This window comes from Shewanella sp. GD03713 (genome assembly GCF_029843705.1).
Taxonomy (GTDB): Bacteria; Pseudomonadota; Gammaproteobacteria; order Enterobacterales; family Shewanellaceae; genus Shewanella.
In genome coordinates, this window is record NZ_JAOCIW010000001.1 from 1,049,632 (window position 1) to 1,066,544 (window position 16,913).

General features: G+C 47.7%; 13 protein-coding genes. 10 read left to right on the forward strand and 3 right to left on the reverse strand.

Going from position 1 to position 16,913, the window contains the following annotated elements; all coding sequences use genetic code 11:
* Nucleotides 1-233: 233 nt before the first annotated feature.
* Entirely contained in the window at nt 234-620 is a 387-nt protein-coding gene (locus N5E87_RS04660; RefSeq protein ID WP_126512546.1) for a GreA/GreB family elongation factor, read from the reverse strand.
* A gap of 594 nt (nt 621-1,214) precedes the next feature.
* On the opposite strand from N5E87_RS04660, the gene N5E87_RS04665 reads away from it, so the two are divergent.
* Nucleotides 1,215-2,507, forward strand: a complete 1,293-nt coding sequence (locus N5E87_RS04665) for an aminotransferase class I/II-fold pyridoxal phosphate-dependent enzyme (RefSeq protein WP_011625403.1) — start codon at nt 1,215-1,217, stop codon at nt 2,505-2,507.
* 74 nt (nt 2,508-2,581) lie between these two features.
* On the opposite strand, the gene N5E87_RS04670 is transcribed toward N5E87_RS04665, so the two are convergent.
* On the reverse strand, nt 2,582-5,740 hold the full coding sequence (locus tag N5E87_RS04670; RefSeq protein ID WP_279775125.1) for a DUF2339 domain-containing protein: 3,159 nt from the start codon (nt 5,738-5,740) through the stop codon (nt 2,582-2,584).
* A gap of 206 nt (nt 5,741-5,946) precedes the next feature.
* Nucleotides 5,947-7,080 (reverse strand): methyltransferase, encoded by a 1,134-nt coding sequence (locus tag N5E87_RS04675; protein WP_086904334.1) that lies wholly within the window; start codon nt 7,078-7,080, stop codon nt 5,947-5,949.
* A gap of 177 nt (nt 7,081-7,257) precedes the next feature.
* Here N5E87_RS04675 and N5E87_RS04680 point away from each other — a divergent pair, with 177 nt between their 5' ends.
* The 9 genes from N5E87_RS04680 (at nt 7,258) to N5E87_RS04720 (ending at nt 16,912) form a co-directional block, all read left to right on the forward strand.
* Entirely contained in the window at nt 7,258-7,917 is a 660-nt protein-coding gene (locus tag N5E87_RS04680; RefSeq protein ID WP_086904333.1) for an alpha-ketoglutarate-dependent dioxygenase AlkB, read from the forward strand.
* A gap of 134 nt (nt 7,918-8,051) precedes the next feature.
* Entirely contained in the window at nt 8,052-8,372 is a 321-nt protein-coding gene (locus N5E87_RS04685) for a BolA family protein (RefSeq protein WP_011621726.1), read from the forward strand.
* Between the two features lie 203 nt (nt 8,373-8,575).
* Nucleotides 8,576-9,691 (forward strand): TRAP transporter substrate-binding protein DctP, encoded by a 1,116-nt coding sequence (gene dctP, locus N5E87_RS04690; RefSeq protein WP_055647147.1) that lies wholly within the window; start codon nt 8,576-8,578, stop codon nt 9,689-9,691.
* A 155-nt stretch (nt 9,692-9,846) separates the two neighbouring features.
* Nucleotides 9,847-10,356: an S-ribosylhomocysteine lyase gene (gene luxS, locus N5E87_RS04695; protein ID WP_011625409.1), complete on the forward strand. Its 510-nt coding sequence runs from the start codon at nt 9,847-9,849 to the stop codon at nt 10,354-10,356.
* A gap of 154 nt (nt 10,357-10,510) precedes the next feature.
* Nucleotides 10,511-12,562 carry a TonB-dependent receptor gene (locus N5E87_RS04700; RefSeq protein ID WP_055647148.1) on the forward strand — a complete coding sequence of 684 codons (2,052 nt, stop codon included), beginning with the start codon at nt 10,511-10,513 and terminating at the stop codon, nt 12,560-12,562.
* A 403-nt stretch (nt 12,563-12,965) separates the two neighbouring features.
* On the forward strand, nt 12,966-14,300 hold the full coding sequence (locus N5E87_RS04705; protein WP_055647166.1) for a Na(+)-translocating NADH-quinone reductase subunit A: 1,335 nt from the start codon (nt 12,966-12,968) through the stop codon (nt 14,298-14,300).
* Nucleotides 14,300-15,499 (forward strand): NADH:ubiquinone reductase (Na(+)-transporting) subunit B, encoded by a 1,200-nt coding sequence (locus N5E87_RS04710; protein WP_011716068.1) that lies wholly within the window; start codon nt 14,300-14,302, stop codon nt 15,497-15,499. The genes N5E87_RS04705 and N5E87_RS04710 overlap by 1 nt, the downstream gene beginning before the upstream one ends.
* Nucleotides 15,492-16,280 (forward strand): Na(+)-translocating NADH-quinone reductase subunit C, encoded by a 789-nt coding sequence (locus N5E87_RS04715; protein ID WP_086904332.1) that lies wholly within the window; start codon nt 15,492-15,494, stop codon nt 16,278-16,280. Before N5E87_RS04710 ends, N5E87_RS04715 begins: the two co-directional genes overlap by 8 nt.
* A complete protein-coding gene (locus N5E87_RS04720) occupies nt 16,280-16,912 on the forward strand; it encodes an NADH:ubiquinone reductase (Na(+)-transporting) subunit D (protein WP_011621733.1) in 633 nt (210 codons plus the stop codon). The genes N5E87_RS04715 and N5E87_RS04720 overlap by 1 nt, the downstream gene beginning before the upstream one ends.
* The last annotated feature ends 1 nt before the right edge of the window (nt 16,913 follow it).

Sequence of the window (16,913 nt, forward strand, 5' to 3'; positions counted from 1 at the left end):
ACCCCTTGATGATTTTTACATAAGCGCTGCCATACTCGGTAAATAGTCAAGAGGCTCTGATATAGGGCCATCGGCTTTAATTCATTCCGCGGCCTGTTAATAACTTCAAAATAATGTCCTCCAGCTTTTATATAATGCCTATGCTAAATGCCGCCGCAAATAGCGATTTAAAAGCATGTTGCCACTGAAATTTGAACATGCTTTATTCTGGAAATGCTATTTTTCCCTCTGATTTATTTCTTGCCGAGGGTGATATCCTTCACCCTAAACAGTACGGGTTTACCTAGAATATTGACTTCGGCATATTCGCCCTTAGTGCGTCCGAGTAGGCTGACACCGAGATCGGAGATCACAGAGTAGCGTCCTGCTCTGGGTTTGTGTCTTGGTGGATACACCAGCTCGATGCGGTATTCCTGCTGGTCCTGTTGATTAACCAGTAAAATTGCTCGTCCAACCGTCACTTTATCTAGGGTTTCTTCACTTTTGAGTTGATCCAGTTTTGCAATCACTGCGGCTAATGAAGTCGGGCGCAGTGAGGTATTAAAACTGTTTTGCAGGTAATAGGTTTCAGTTTTCAACATAAAAGACTGAAATAGATTGCTAAAAAAAGAATAAAACATAACTACCCCAAAATATGAGCTAGATAACTGCCATGCCCCAAATAAAAATGGAAGCGATAAAATTAAATGTGGGTATTAGATGCCGAGTGCGAGTGGCACTCGGCTTAAACTGGAAATTTAAGTGACAGGCGTACTGGATTAGCTAAATAAATTGCATGATTCAGCTTTAAAAAGGTTGGCTTAATTGTGAATAATGAAAATGCATTTTTTAACATAGCGCTACATCTCCATCTAAAATTAAGGCTAAATTAATCATTCAGAGCTTGATGATTAATCACTAATTAATGCCTATACCATAGGCTAACTAAAAAAATAAAGCAAGCCTGATAATATTTAAAATAATGATGAGCAACCAGTAAAAGATTATTGAATATTTAGTGAATGGTAGACCTTCTTTTTTGGCATTTATCGCACTTCTTAATGCTGAACTGAAAATTATTTAGACTTCTAGATGTCCATCTGTTAGCTTGGATACAGTGCACAAATCTTGTGCGATCGGAGCATCAATTGGCGTAGCGCACATCCTCGATTTGCCTTGGGGAATGGCTATGTTTGAGGAACGGCTTGGGGAATTTATTGGGGAAGGACACAAAGATGAAACTTGAATCACTGGCGTTACACCACGGATATGAATCAGAGGCGACCACGAAAGCCGCTGCGGTACCTATTTATCAAACCACTTCCTACACCTTCGATGATACCCAACATGGTGCTGATTTATTTGACTTAAAAGTCGCAGGCAATATCTACACGCGGATTATGAACCCGACGACCAGCGTGCTCGAGCAGCGGCTTGCGGCCATTGAAGGCGGCATAGGTGCACTCGCACTAGCCTCGGGAATGGCGGCCATTACCTATGCGATTCAAGCCCTTACTCAGGTGGGGGACAATATTGTCAGTACCAGCCAACTCTATGGCGGCACTTATAATCTGTTTGCCCATACGCTGCCGCGCCAAGGAGTCGAAGTGCGGATGGCAGCCTTTGATGACTTTGAAGAGCTTGATGCCTTAATCGATGCCAAGACCAAGGCACTATTCTGTGAGTCTATCGGTAACCCCGCCGGCAATATTGTTGACCTTAAACGTTTAGCCGAGATAGCCCATAAACACGGCGTGCCTTTAATCGTCGATAACACTGTCGCCACACCTGTTTTATGTCGTCCGTTTGAGCATGGCGCCGATATCGTTATCCATTCGTTGACCAAATACATTGGCGGCCATGGTACGACGATTGGCGGTGTGATTATTGACTCGGGCAAGTTCGATTGGGTAGCGAACAAAGAACGCTTTGCTCTGCTGAATCAAGCCGATCCTTCCTACCATGGTGTGGTTTATACCGAGGCCTTTGGCGCCGCAGCCTTTATCGGACGCTGCCGCGTGGTGCCGCTGCGTAATACTGGGGCGGCGCTTTCACCCCACAGTGCATTTTTGCTGCTACAAGGGCTGGAAACCTTGAGCCTACGTATGGAGCGTCACTGCTCGAACGCCTTGGCATTAGCCGAGTACTTGATACTGCACCCTTCGGTCAGTTGGGTGAATTACGGCGCTTTGCCGAGCAGCCCTTACCGTGAAAATTGCCAAAAAATCACTGGCGGTAAAGCCTCTGGGATCATCAGCTTCGGGATTAAAGCGGCCACTCCAGAGGAGGGGAAAATCGCTGGTGGCAAGTTTATCGACGCGTTGCAGATGATTTTGCGCTTAGTGAACATTGGTGATGCCAAGTCGCTGGCCTGCCATCCAGCCAGCACCACCCACAGACAGTTGGATGCGAACGAGCTTGCCAGAGCCGGGGTGTCTGAAGACTTAATTCGAATCTCCGTTGGCATTGAACATATCGACGATATTATTGCCGATGTGGCGCAGGCGCTAGAAAAAGCCTTGGCTTAACGTAGCAGATTGATTATTTGAATGAAAAGGCCGCTAATTTTAGCGGCCTTTTACTTTGCATTACTGGCGACTTATTAGTTTGCTTGTTGTAGGCGATTACGCGCCTTTTGATAGAAGTAAGATACGGTCAGTAAGATCACCCCAATCACCATAAAGGCGATAACCTTTTGCACTAGCTCGAAGGACGCCATGTCCAGCAATAACACTTTGAGTGTGGCTAAGGTAAAGAGTCCGGCGGCGAGGCGGATCATATCCGCATGCTGAGGTTTTAGGCTGATAAACATCAACACGCTGCCATGCACGACGAGCAGAATGGCACTGAGTGGCGCGGCAATAATATTATCGAACGTATAACTCCAGGTGAGATAACTCAGTGCGAGCAACCCGTGCCAGCCCCATTTGAGCCACTGCAGTGGTAAGAAACGCTGATGCAAACGAATAGCGACGCCGCGGCGCAAGATAAGTAGCGCGAGCAGGGCTAATGCCATCAATTCACAGAGTATTAATAACAGGTTATTCAGATCGAGCCTTAGCGACAACTCAAAGTGCAGCATTATCGGCAATAGCGCGAGCCCCAGACAAAGCCCGTAGGCCATGCTGTAGCTTGAGCGCACCGCGGCTTGGGTTTCTATGGCTATGTGCGCTATTAATCCCGTTTGCACTGAGCCATGTTTGCTGCGTCTTTGGATCAAGAGGGCAAAGTAGCCACTCAGCGCTAAAGCCGTCATCGACCATGCCACTACATCGACGCGGTTAAATCCATAGACTAATACGGCCAGCACTAGTGCGAAATAATAAGGGCTAAGTTGCCATTGCAGTGTTAGCAGTGATGTCCAAGACTTGGCAAGCTTGCGATAACGCAGCAGTACAAAGCCCATGACTAGGGCGCCAATTAGCAGTGCGATAAGCCCTTGCCAAACTTCAAACAGGCACAAACTGGCGGTGGTGAGTATCGCCAGCCAAGTCAAAATCTTGGTTTCAATCTCAAGGGCTTTATGCTTGATAACATAGGCAAGCCCGAGGCTGAACAAACTGCTGAGCCAGAGTGCAACCGCGGTAAATTCCCAATAACTGCGCATTACCTTAGGTAATAACATTAGAGGTAACAGCAGATAACAGCCGAGCTGTATCTGCTTGGCGGCTTGGGCGAACAGCGAACTTGGATAATGCTTACGATACCAATAGTGGGCCAGCAGCAGGGCGGCGAATAATTCGATGCGTGCCAGCTTGGCCATCAGTGGCTGCGCACTAAAGCTCAGGCTGTCAGTAAGGGTCACGCCTTCGACCACAGTAAATAAGAGCGGCAGTAGCAAGAGCCAAGCGGCAAACTCGCTGACCATCAACTTGTCTTTACCACTTAAATACAACAGCAACAGACTCACAAGCGGGATGATGGCGAGATAATAATCGCTGCTGACAAGGAAAGCTGCCAGCAAAAGGGTCGCCGCATAAAAACCGCTGAGTACCTCTTTGAGTAAATAACTCAGTTGCCGCTCGAGCCGCGACAGTGGCAACTCATCATTGGCTATTTGGCGGATAACAAATAGCAGGGCCGCCGCGCTTAAGGCTAGCGCGAGCAGCGGGAACCCAAGTGCCGCCATAGGCGTTCGCTCGCCAAGTCCGAGTAAGGAAAAACCTGTCAGCACGGCATATAAATTGAGCATCAGCCCAGTTAGCAATAACACATAGGCTTCGGCGCGCACCGAAATCAGTTTCTCCTTAAGGCCAATCCAGAGCAGGAGCAATGCTTCGAGGATAAGCACTAATCCGAGAAAATCATGGCTTAATAGATAAAGGGCGGCAAAAGCGGCAAAACTGCCGCCAAAGACTAATAAGAGACTGCTCTGGGACGGGGTGAGTCGAGACTTGAGCTTAAGGTATAAGCCCGCACAGATGAGTGCGTTAGCGATAAAAATCTCCCCAGCGAATGGTGTAAATTGGGTGATTTCGAAGAGAGCAAAGGCCAGTAGGGCTATCGGCAGAACCAAGGCTCTATGGCTGAGTGAGGTCGTTGAAGGATTGACCATAAACCCATATAGACCATAGAGATAAAACAATGCGTTAATGCTCACTAGGGCGAGCACTGCGCCGCCGCCCCATTGGCTGAGCGGTAAATCGACAAAATAGCTGAAGGCTTCGATGCAGGCGATATGCAGGAAGGCGGTGATTTCCAGCAGTAATGGCCAGTGTAATTTACGGCTTTGGGCTAGGGCGCCCGCACCAATCAGTAGCAGATAGGGGATATACAGTAGCGGCGCATAGCTTTGGGATAACAGCATCATAGGTGCCATCGAGCCGCCGACTAAGGCAATGACGGCTATGATCTTTGCATCGAGCCGCATCGACAGGCCATAACCTGCTAAGGTAATCAATAGCAGCAGGATAAAGCTGGCACTATTGGGGATAATCTCAAAGTAGGGGCCAATAAAATAGGCGCAGAGATAGTTTAGGATGAGGCCTAATCCGACAATCCCAGAGCCAAAGTCGGCCATGCCCGTCCTTTTTTGGCGGATAAAAATCCCGCCCGCAATAATCGCATTGGCGCAGCCAAAACCCAGCAGGGCTTTACCGAGTTCGGAAAACCAATGGTTGATGGAATATTGCAGTAGATAACCAAAACCCAGAGTTAGGGTGATGATGCCCGCGACCGTCATCAAAAACACTGGGCCTAAGCCCTTGGCTTGATAATGCTGATAAAAGCCTTTGACCTGTTCGCTGATGGCCGCAAATGGCGCCATGATGACGGCAACGCCTTGGGATAAGATGGTCTCTAACTGACTTGTGGCCTGCACACCCACTTCAAGTCCGGCTTGCTGAGAAAAGGCCTTATCTTTCTGCGAATCATCCTGCTGCGAATCATCCTGCTGCGAATCCTGAGGTGAATGCACGGCTTTTGAGGGAGCTTTTGCGTGGCGCTGCCAAGGATCGTCTTGCCAAGGATTTGCCTCGGGCATTTGCGGCTGGATATGGGGGGTAAGATCTTCAGATTGCAGTGAAACGCGCTCATCCCCTGAATCCATCGTCGTGCCGAATGGCGCTGTTATATCCTCCACACTCGCGGATGGGGTGGTGAGAGGGCCATTGTCTTGCTGCTCAAGCTGAAGACTGATGCTGTCGAGCTTGGCCGAAAATTCTGCCAGTTGGCGGCTGAGTGAAGATTGCTGCGACAGGTGCTGCAGTTTTAACTGCGCCAATTCTGCCTTGAGTTGGTCAACGTCATCCTTTAACGGCATCTCAATATCCTAAATATGCTTTCCATATCCATGGGGCATAAAAGTCTAAGTGACTCACTTTTATGCATTTGCTGCCAAAGATTGTACTGACAACTTAGGGGGACGGCTAGCGAAAAGCCGTTATTCAGTATGCGCTGATACAGGAATGAAAAGAGAAAGCAAAGATAGCGCCATGATTTTTGCCTATCTTTGCTGAGCTAAAGCGGTTATTTCTGCGCTTGCAGGATCACAAATTTGCCGTTTGAGGCAACAGTAGTGCAGTTTTTAAATAAACGCTGCAATTTCACGTGGTAAGCCAAGTGGCGATTACCCACTATATGTAAAATGCCGCCATTTTTGAGTCGGCGACGCGCGTCTAAAAACATCTGCCAAGCAATATGATCGGTAATCGCCTCGCCCTGATGGAAGGGCGGGTTGCAGAGTACTAAATCGGGTTCGACTCCATCGGGTAAATGGGTCATGCAATCATCCCAATGAAAATGGCCTTTTTGTGCGGGGAGTTGGTTGTTTGCCCAATTGGCTTTTGCCGAGGCCACCGCCATTTCGGAATCATCAATAAAATGGATATCGGCATTTGGGTATAACTGGGCGGCACGCAGACCGAGCACGCCATTACCACAACCAAGGTCGATAATTGTTTTAAAATCGCCCTGAGGGAGGTTATCCAACATAATGCGCGCGCCGATATCGAGTTTATTGGCGGCAAACACATTGCTTAAATTGCTGATGTGGAGGTTAAATTCAGGAATATCCCAAGTGATTTCCTTTGGTAAGGCACGTGGCTTACCATCGCTAATGCAGGTGATGACGCGGGTTTTCTTCCATGCGAGGCTGGCGCTCGCTGGCCCTAAGTATTTGGCAAAGACTTCCAATAAGCTGGCGTTGATTGACTTGGCTTTTGCACCAACCAACACTTTGCAGCCCGCGGGTAACACTTGGGATAAGCGCATCAGCTGGTGGGCAAAGTAAGTGAGGTTTTTAGGCAGCTTCATCAATACGAGGGCGAGATTGCCAGGCAAGGCATCGCGACTGGTAAACCAGGTGAGGTTATCCATAGGCAACTGATTGCGATGATGATTTTGCTCTGCACCTAAAAAACTGGTTCTGGCATCGGTTTCGACATTTAGTGGCCAATCGGGAGTGAGCCGCGATAGGGCACAGCTTAAGGCGCCAAAGCTGTCGTTGATAATGGCCGTTGGCACAGCGGTTTGTCCGCCTTCGACTAGGGTGTTAATCAAATGCTCGTCTGCCGCATCCCAAGCTTGGAGATTGGATTCCTGCGAAGCGGGGTAGCGAAATAGTTCAAGCTCAATCCCTGCCACTGAAAATTGTGTCGTCATCTTTGTACTATGCCAATAAAAACGGCGCCAATAAAAATGCTGCCAATAAAAATAAGGCGCAGATTATCGCAGATTTCCCCTCATCGTGCGATGCTTGCCTGAGGTTGTGTATCCGCTCGCGCATTCATGGATAATTGAGCGGGGTCAATCACGTCGTAAGTCGTAATAAGGTGCTGCATGAAACAAGCCGATTTAGGGCTCGAGCCTGAGGTCAATATTGAAGCTGCTAGAGGAAGCTCTCGTGCTCATCGCCAAGATGCGGCACAGGTCGAGCCGCCTATCACCTTAATTAGGGATTATTTGAATGTGGCGCAGCAACATGCCTTACTCAAGGAGGCCGAATCTTACCCGCTGAGTCGCCCACAAATTCAAGTGTTTGGGGAATATCATCCCATTCCAAGGCTGCAGGTTTGGTATGGCGATACGGGATGTGACTATTTATATTCAGGGCTATTTATTCGTGCCCTGCCTTGGCCTAAGTATTTGCAAAAATTGCGCGACAAACTGCAGCGGGATTTTGGCCTAGGCAGCAATGGTGTGTTAGTGAATCGCTATGCCGATGGTCAAGATTGCATGGGCGCCCACAGCGATGATGAGCCCGAGATTGCAAGCGGCAGTGATATCGCCTCTATCAGCCTTGGTGCCTCGCGGGATTTTGTGATTAAACATAAACACAGCAAGGTGAAATACACGATTAGCTTACACAGTGGTGACTTACTGATTATGCATTGGCCAATGCAGCAAGATTGGTTACACAGTGTGCCTAAGCGCTTAAAGGTTAAGGAACCCCGTTGGAACTACACCTTTAGGCAATTGATTGTTAATTATCATGGCTGATTGAAAGCCAAATCATTTCATACTGTTACTAAATTGGCTCAGCTTAAAGCCGCAAAGCTGACGTTGGGATTTGATCTTTTGTACTTGAAGCAGTACTCTGCGGCCACTGGATTTTCCCATGTTGAGATTTGAATATGTCCAATACCCATGCGCAGGGCACAGTGGCACAGACCATTGATAAGAAGCTAACCGAAAGCTTCTCGCCAACTCATTTAGAAGTCCTTAACGAAAGCCATCGTCACCATGTTCCGCCTAATTCAGAGACTCACTTTAAAGTGGTTGTCGTCAGTGATGAATTTGAAGGCCTTCGCTTACTTGCCCGCCATCGTTTGGTAAACAATTGTTTAGCCGATGAATTAGCGAACGGTGTGCATGCACTTTCTATCCATACCTTCACTCAGAGTGAATGGGCTAAGGATGTTGAAGTGCCTAAAACGCCAAATTGTCGCGGTTAATTGCACCCCTGATTTTATAAAAGCCACGTTATCAACGTGGCTTTTTTGTTTTAGGTCAAATAGAGGAAATTATTGGGTTTCCCTCCCTAACTTTATGTGTTAACAATATGTTTTATTTCAGCAGTGTTAAACGTTCGTCGTTCGATAAAAGCACGCTAATTTTCATACTGTTAACTGGTTATTTGTCTTGTGGGAGAGGTTTGATGCGTCATTTGGGGAGTCTATTGCTTGCGGTATTACTGATTGGACTCGGTGGGTGTAATCCTGCGCCTTCAAAGACCGAACAGATTTCTGCATCCCCCCATCCTGACTCGGCTCCCGCCAAAGAGGTGATTGAGTGGCGTTTAGCCACGTCGTGGCCGAAAAACTTCGCCGGTTTAGGCATGGCGCCTGAGCGTTTTGCTAAGTTGGTGAACGACATGTCCCATGGCCGTTTGCAAATTCATGTATATGGCGCGGGTGAGTTAATGCCGGCCTTTGCGGTATTCGACGGTGTGAGCCAAGGTAAAGTGCAGATGGCCCACGCCGCCTCCTATTATTGGAAGGGGAAAGCGCCCGCCTCACAGTTTTTTTCTTCTATCCCTTTTGGCATGACGGCCCAAGAGATGAACGGCTGGCTGCATTATGGTGGCGGTATGGCACTGTGGGAGGAAGTCTATCGTCCCTTTGGTATTATTCCATTAGCGGGTGGCAATACGGGCATGCAGATGGGCGGCTGGTTTAATAAACCCATCAACACTATTGCCGACTTTAAAGGCTTGAAGATCCGTATGCCAGGCCTAGGGGGCGAAGTGCTGAAACGTGTCGGTGCCGTTCCCGTCAATATGGCGGGTAGGGAGCTTTATGGCGCTTTGCAAACGGGGTCGATTGATGCGGCTGAGTGGGTTGGACCAGTGAATGACCTTGCCTTTGGCTTACATAAAGTCGCCAAATATTACTATTATCCCGGTTGGCATGAGCCAGGCTCCAATATGGAGTTCTTGATCAATAAAGCCGCCTTCGAGAGTCTGCCCGAAGATTTACAGGCCATAGTCAAAGGCGCGGCGCGTGCTATCAATCAAGATATGTTGGACGAATACACCACGCGTAACGTGACAGCCCTTGAAACCTTAGTAAAAGACGAGGGTGTGGTGCTGAAGGCATTCCCGCCGGAGGTGCTTAGTGAGCTTGAACGTATTTCACAGCAGGTCATTGAAGAACAGGCAGAGCAGGACCCTATGATGCGCAAAGTGTACCGCGCTTACCATGCGTATGAGCAAGGTGTACGTGAGTATCATAAGATTTCAGAGGATGCTTACAGCCAGCAGCGCCAGCACTAATGCTGCTAATTTGAACAAAATGTTCATATTAGCGTCTGATTGATATGAGATGATTTCATCTTACATTATCTTGTTATCGACCGAATCCATTTGGTGTTATGCTTGCGCCCATAAACCGATAGCGGTTGTATCGCCCTAAGAATTTGGAGAGCCCTATGCCATTACTTGATAGCTTTACCGTTGACCATACACGGATGAATGCGCCTGCCGTGCGCGTTGCCAAACATATGAGTACCCCCAAAGGCGATGCCATTACCGTATTCGATCTGCGTTTTTGTGCACCGAATAAAGATATCCTCAGCGAGCGCGGTATCCATACCCTAGAGCATTTGTTTGCGGGCTTTATGCGTGATCATCTTAATGGCAGCGATGTTGAAATTATTGATATTTCTCCAATGGGATGCCGCACTGGTTTCTACATGAGCCTGATTGGTGAGCCTAGCGAGCGCCAAGTGGCCGATGCATGGCTTGCCTCTATGGAAGATGTGCTCAAAGTGGTTGAGCAATCTGAAATTCCTGAGCTTAACGAGTATCAATGTGGCACTTATCAGATGCACTCGTTAGAACAAGCCCAAGATATTGCCCGTAACATTATCGCCGCAGGCGTGAGTGTTAACCGCAACGACGACTTAAAACTCAGCGATGAGATCTTAGGTCAACTCTAAGCTTTGCTGGGCTAGCGCATTCTGCGCTAGCGAGGTTCAAAGTGTTAGCGTCAAGAAAGCGACATTCGTCGCTTTTTTTTTCGAGTAAATTCAGCTATTTTACAAAATAACAACAAAAACGCCGTACGCTAACAAACACTTTTGGGAGCTTGGTATGTCCAGTCGCTACTTTGTGATGTCGCTGACCGCGCTTGCGGTTGCCTGTGTTTACCCTAATACACTTAATGCAAACCCGCTCCATTCTCAGACGCTCGATCTGATTGAACTCAATAACCACTATCACTCCAGTGATGATGGGATGCAGTTGAGTTACTTAAACAGCCTAACCTTATTACGAGCCGACCACAGCGGAAACAGTGCGAATATCAGTATGCGCTCCGCCAGCCAAGGCGTAGCTGTGATGCAAGATAGGGTGTATTTCTCACCCGCGCCTTATTCGGCGTCGCAGTTGCAGTTACTGCCTAACCTTTTACTACAACAAAATGTCACGAGTACACCACTGGCAAATATGCCGGTAGGCGGGCAGGGGGCCTTTGGGGTGGTGAATTACCAGAGTCTTGAAATTGCCGACCAACCTCAGTCAGGTAGTTTTCAGGTTGAAGGGGCAACGGATTCCGACTTCAATGCCGGCATGACTTGGGGTGTTAAGCAAAAGGAATATGGAGCCTTATTCGCGGCGAATTATCTTCAAGAACAAGGTGATGCAAATTTTTTCAACGGCAGTGATGCCGACAGAAAAAAAACTGACCTGCTGTTTAAGGTCAACGCCGCCAGTTTGCTCGGGGCTCGTAGTCCGCAGCAAACAGAATTTACTTACCAATTTATCGATGATGACAGTTATCGCTCGCAACTTGGTATCACGGCAGCAGACTGGCAACAGGATCCTTTACTCTTATATTCGGCAACGGCACAAGATAAGCACCGGGGGCGGCAGCACAAGTATCAGCTATCACACCAAGTGGATTTAGGCGGCAGTAAAGTGATCACTGACTTCTACTATCAGTCCTATTCACAACAACTGAACCAACTTGGCTTGTTTAATGGGCAAGAGATTGATGCTGCAACGCTTTCAGGCATCTCGGCTTTTGATCGAAATCCCAGTGCAAATGGCGCCGATTTAAATCTGCTGGTCCAAGATAACGATTACAGCGCTTTTGGTGCCCAGACCCAAGCCATAAACCAATACGGCGAACATCAAATTATTTACAGCGCTCGTTATCATACGGATAAGGCCGAAATGCACTTTGGCGAACAAACGGCGTTATGGCAAGCGGATAGAAGTCTGATGGCTGATGAGTCAAATGCCCTGTTCGCTTACACGGATGATGCCACTGCGCTGACGTCGGCCATCGATTCGTTATTCCGCTGGCAAGGCATGCAAATCAAGTTAGGGCTTACTTACGAGCATGTGAGTGTCAATCGTGAAGTGAAGCAAGCGTTCGCGGGACTAGACGAAGCGGACTTCTCCGATAGTGATTGGATGCCGCAATTAGGTGTTCTCTATGATGCGGGCGATTGGCGTTTTAGTACCGATATCCGTCGTGCCTGGACTGCGGCAAGCGCGGGGAATACCACCCAAGAGGCTCAGGTGTCGCTCCATTATCAAGTGAGTGCCCAATATGCGCGTGAAGGGATAAAAGCGGATTTACGGGCTTATGTGCAAGAGTTCGACAATTTGCATGTGGATTGCGATAGCTATTCGATGTGCGCCGATGAACGCTTGTTAACCCAAGAGAATATTCCCGATGTGCTCACCTATGGTGTAGAACTTGGCCTTGGCTATCGCTGGGATCTGGGTGGGGTAGAGCTACCCTTAGGGCTAAATTATCAATATCTTAGCGCCGAGTATCAAACCAGCACTTGTACCGATGTCCAAGGCTGTGTTCTAGAGGGAGAGAGATTGGCTTGGTTACCCGAACATCAATTGCAATTGAGTGCGGGGGTTAACTATGGCGAATATCAACTAAATCTTGAGGCGGCCTATCAATCGGAGCGGAATTTCAGCCAATTTGGTAGCGAACTGCAACAGGTTTCGGGCCAATGGCGGGTCGATTTAGCGGCAAACTATGATTTTGATAAACACCATAGGTTGTATATTCGCGTCGAAAACCTACTCGATGAGTCCTTAGTCACCACAGCATCAAATAGCGGAATTCGGTCTGAAAATGGACGGATCAGCTATTTGGGTTATCAATGGCGTTTTTAAACTGAATTAAATCTTGTTTAAAGGTTATTCAACGAGAAAGCGAAATGGTCGTATTAAGCCTCGCCATAAAGAGGTATCGACCTTTCGCTAAATTATTTCTTTTAAAATTAATGTTATAGTATTTGACGACCGTAATATTTTCTCTTTCTGAGCCCTCACTCGGTCGGAAGGTGAACGCTGTAGCGCATGATTCTTTTAAATCCTTATTTGAGGTTTGAAATCACCTATAATTTTCGTGGCGATGCCACGGCAATTGGGGTAAAATGCGCGCGACCAGCGTGATTGCGATCGCATTTCTGTGATAAATCTGCGCTAGCTCAATGCAGTAGGTTTTGTTTAAAACCTCAGTATTTAGCAGGAACGCGGCGCATTGTCTTTCCTTCAAAACGTAGTGCTTGTGGATATGATTACAATTAAGAAAGGATTGGAACTGCCTATAGCAGGCGGACCAGAGCAAGTTATCCATAATGGCCCAGCCATTAAACATGTAGCTACTTTGGGTGAAGAGTATATTGGCTTACGTCCAACGATGAAGATCAAAGTGGGCGATAAAGTACAAAAAGGTCAGGTGATTTTCGAAGATAAGAAAAATCCTGGCGTAAAATATACGGCTTTAGCCAGTGGTACTATATTAGACATTAACCGGGGCGCCCAGCGTGTGCTGCAGTCTGTTGTTATTCAAGTAGAAGGGAACGAAAGCGTTGCCTTTGCTAAGTATGACGCCACTGCTCTCGATACGCTAGACTCGCAACTGGTCCGTGACAACCTGATCGAATCAGGCTTATGGACTGCATTGCGTACACGTCCTTTCAGCAAAGTGCCTGCCGTAGATTCTTCTGCCGCTGGTATTTTTGTAACCGCGATTGATACGCAACCCCATGCCGCCGATCCTGTCGTAGTGATCCGTGAGCATAAAGAAGATTTTGCTAATGGTCTTAAGGTCTTAGCAAGACTTACCGAAGGTAAAGTTTACCTTTGTAAAGCGCCTGGCGCCGATATTCCTGCCGCTAATGCCCAAGTTGAAGAATTTGCCGGTGTTCACCCTGCGGGTCTTGTTGGTACTCATATCCATTTCCTACTTCCAGCTTCTGCAAAACGTACTGTTTGGCATGTCGGTTACCAAGATGTAATAGCCATTGGTCAGCTATTTACTACCGGTCAACTGAATACCGAACGCGTGGTCGCGATTGCCGGTCCTAAAGCGGCTAAGCCACGTTTGGTTCGCACTGTTTTAGGTGCAAGCATGACTGAACTGACCGCGGGCGAAACCTTAGATGGTAACGTACGTGTTGTTTCAGGTTCTGTGCTGAATGGCCGTACTGCTGTAGGTCCTCAAGGATATTTAGGTCGTTACCACGCGCAGGTGAGTCTGTTAGAAGAAGGCACTGAAAAAGAATTCTTTGGTTGGGTGTTACCAGGCTCAAACAAATACTCTATTACCCGTGCATTCCTTGGCCACTTAAGCGCTTCTCGTCTGTTCAACATGACAACGAGCACTGGTGGTTCAGACCGCGCTATGGTGCCAATCGGCAACTATGAGCGTGTAATGCCATTGGATATTCTTCCTACTATGTTGCTGCGTGACCTGATCTCAGGTGACTTTGACGGTGCTGCCACTTTAGGCGCGTTAGAGTTGGATGAAGAAGATCTCGCACTGTGTACGTTCGTATGTCCAGGCAAATATGACTACGGTTCATATCTGCGTGACTGTTTAGATACGATCGAGAGGGAAGGCTAATGAGCTTGAAAGATTTTTTCGAACGTATTGAACCCGACTTTGAAAAAGGCGGTAAATACGAAAAGTTTTATGCCCTCTTCGAAGCGGCATACACCATTTTTTATACGCCAGGTAAAGTGAACAAGGGTAAAACCCACGTTCGCGACAACATCGACCTGAAACGTATGATGATCACGGTTTGGGCCTGTGCCTTCCCAGCGATGTTCGTGGGTATGTACAACGTGGGTCTGCAAGCACAACTTGCGTTAATCGCGGGTTTTGCAACGCCTGACGTATGGCAAGTGAGCCTGTTCGGCATGTTTGGTACCGAACTGACCGCCAACTCTGGCTGGCCAGCACTGATGTGGTACGGCGCCTGTTTCTTCCTACCTATCTACGCGGTGACCTTCGCCGTGGGTGGTATTTGGGAAGTGCTGTTTGCCGCTATCCGTGGCCACGAAGTTAACGAAGGTTTCTTCGTTACCTCTATCCTGTTCGCGTTAACCCTGCCAGCAACTATCCCATTGTGGATGGTGGCCTTAGGTATCACCTTCGGTGTGGTTGTGGCTAAAGAAGTGTTCGGTGGTACTGGTCGTAACTTCTTAAACCCAGCATTAGCCGGTCGTGCCTTCCTGTTCTTCGCTTACCCTCTGAACATGTCTGGTGACACTTCATGGGTTGTGGCTGATGGTTACTCTGGTGCAACGGCTCTGAGCCAAGCGGCAGCGGGTACCTTAGATTACACATTCAACCAAAACTGGTGGGATGCGTTCTTCGGTTTCATTCCAGGCTCTGTGGGTGAAGTATCGACTCTGGCGATTCTGTTAGGTGGTCTGGTTATCATCTATACCCGTATCGCTTCATGGCGCATCGTTGGCGGCGTGATGGTCGGTATGATTGCTATCTCTACACTGTTAAATGTGATCGGTAGCGACACTAACCCAATGTTTGCAATGCCTTGGTACTGGCACTTAGTGTTAGGTGGTTTTGCATTTGGCATGATGTTTATGGCGACTGACCCAGTGTCTGCGTCATTCACTAACCAAGCTAAATGGGCATACGGTATCTTGATTGGTGCAATGGCTGTGTTTATCCGCGTGATTAACCCTGCATTCCCAGAAGGCATGATGTTAGCGATTCTGTTTGCTAACTTGTTCGCGCCATTGTTCGACCACTTCGTGGTTCAGGCAAATATCAAGCGGAGGATTGCTCGTGGCTAGTAATAAAGATTCGTTCGGCAGAACGTTATTTATCGTCGTTGGCTTATGTCTAATTTGTGCGATATTCGTGTCGACTGCGGCAGTATTACTGCGCCCAACTCAAGCAGAAAACAAGCTGCTTGATAAGCAAAAGTACATCCTCGAAGCTGCGGGTCTGATTGACACGAAAGCGGGCAAAGTAACCAAAGCTCAGATTTTGGATACTTACAGCAAGCACATCGAAGCTAAGTTAGTTAACTTAAAAACCGGTGATTGGGTTGAAGGTGTTGATGCCAACACATTCGATCAACGCAAAGCGTCTCGCGATGTGAAAACCTCATTTGTACCTCAAAACGACATCGCTTCGGTTAAGCGTGTTGCTGAAGATGCAGTGGTTTATTTAGTGCGTGACGAACAAGGTAAGTTAACCAGCGTGATCCTGCCAGTTCATGGTTATGGCCTGTGGTCGACTATGTATGCTTTCCTCGCGTTAGATGCTGATCTGAACACGATTCAAAGCTTAGTGTACTACGAGCAAGGCGAAACCCCAGGTCTTGGTGGTGAAGTGCAAAACGCTCAGTGGAAAGCGAAATGGCACGGTAAGAAGTTATTTGATGAGCAAGGTAACATTGCTATCAGCGTAACTAAAAACCCAGCTGTTGCTAGCACTGAATACGGTGTGGATGCATTATCCGGCGCGACTCTGACCAGTAACGGTGTTCAACACTCTCTGACATTCTGGTTAGGTAAAGAAGGTTTTGCGAGTTTCATTGAAAAAGCACGCAATGGAGGTCTCAGCTAATGTCTGACGCTAAAGAACTGAAACAGGTTCTGACTGGACCTATCGTCAACAACAACCCGATTGCATTACAGGTACTTGGTGTATGTAGTGCGTTAGCGGTAACGAGCAAGCTCGAAACTGCACTGGTAATGGCGTTGGCATTAACTGCGGTAACAGCGTTTTCTAACCTGTTTATCTCAATGATCCGTAACCATATTCCTAGCAGCGTACGTATTATCGTACAGATGACCATTATTGCCTCTCTGGTAATCGTGGTTGACCAATTGCTGCAGGCTTATGCTTATCAGATTTCTAAGCAGTTATCGGTATTCGTGGGCCTTATCATTACGAACTGTATCGTAATGGGTCGCGCTGAAGCCTATGCGATGAAAACACCGCCAATGATGAGCTTTATGGATGGTATCGGTAACGGTTTAGGTTACGGTGCGATTCTGTTAGCTGTTGGCTTCGTGCGTGAACTGTTTGGTAACGGTTCTCTGTTCGGTGTTCAAATCCTGCACAAGATCTCTGAAGGTGGCTGGTATCAACCAAACGGTCTGTTATTACTGCCGCCAAGTGCGTTCTTCCTGATCGGTATTCTGATTTGGATTATTCGTACCTATAAGCCAGAGCAAGTTGAAGCAAAAGGGTAAT

Excerpts from the sequence above, each read along its gene's own strand:
- N5E87_RS04675 (WP_086904334.1), bottom strand. The coding sequence starts at position 7,080 with ATGACGACACAATTTTCAGTGGCAGGGATTGAGCTTGAACTATTTCGC.
- N5E87_RS04705 (WP_055647166.1), top strand. The coding sequence starts at position 12,966 with ATGATTACAATTAAGAAAGGATTGGAACTGCCTATAGCAGGCGGACCA.
- N5E87_RS04720 (WP_011621733.1), top strand. The coding sequence starts at position 16,280 with ATGTCTGACGCTAAAGAACTGAAACAGGTTCTGACTGGACCTATCGTC.
- N5E87_RS04670 (WP_279775125.1), bottom strand. The coding sequence starts at position 5,740 with ATGCCGTTAAAGGATGACGTTGACCAACTCAAGGCAGAATTGGCGCAG.
- dctP (WP_055647147.1), top strand. The coding sequence starts at position 8,576 with ATGCGTCATTTGGGGAGTCTATTGCTTGCGGTATTACTGATTGGACTC.
- N5E87_RS04665 (WP_011625403.1), top strand. The coding sequence starts at position 1,215 with ATGAAACTTGAATCACTGGCGTTACACCACGGATATGAATCAGAGGCG.
- N5E87_RS04700 (WP_055647148.1), top strand. The coding sequence starts at position 10,511 with ATGTCCAGTCGCTACTTTGTGATGTCGCTGACCGCGCTTGCGGTTGCC.
- N5E87_RS04685 (WP_011621726.1), top strand. The coding sequence starts at position 8,052 with ATGTCCAATACCCATGCGCAGGGCACAGTGGCACAGACCATTGATAAG.
- N5E87_RS04660 (WP_126512546.1), bottom strand. The coding sequence starts at position 620 with ATGTTTTATTCTTTTTTTAGCAATCTATTTCAGTCTTTTATGTTGAAA.
- N5E87_RS04680 (WP_086904333.1), top strand. The coding sequence starts at position 7,258 with ATGAAACAAGCCGATTTAGGGCTCGAGCCTGAGGTCAATATTGAAGCT.
- N5E87_RS04710 (WP_011716068.1), top strand. The coding sequence starts at position 14,300 with ATGAGCTTGAAAGATTTTTTCGAACGTATTGAACCCGACTTTGAAAAA.
- luxS (WP_011625409.1), top strand. The coding sequence starts at position 9,847 with ATGCCATTACTTGATAGCTTTACCGTTGACCATACACGGATGAATGCG.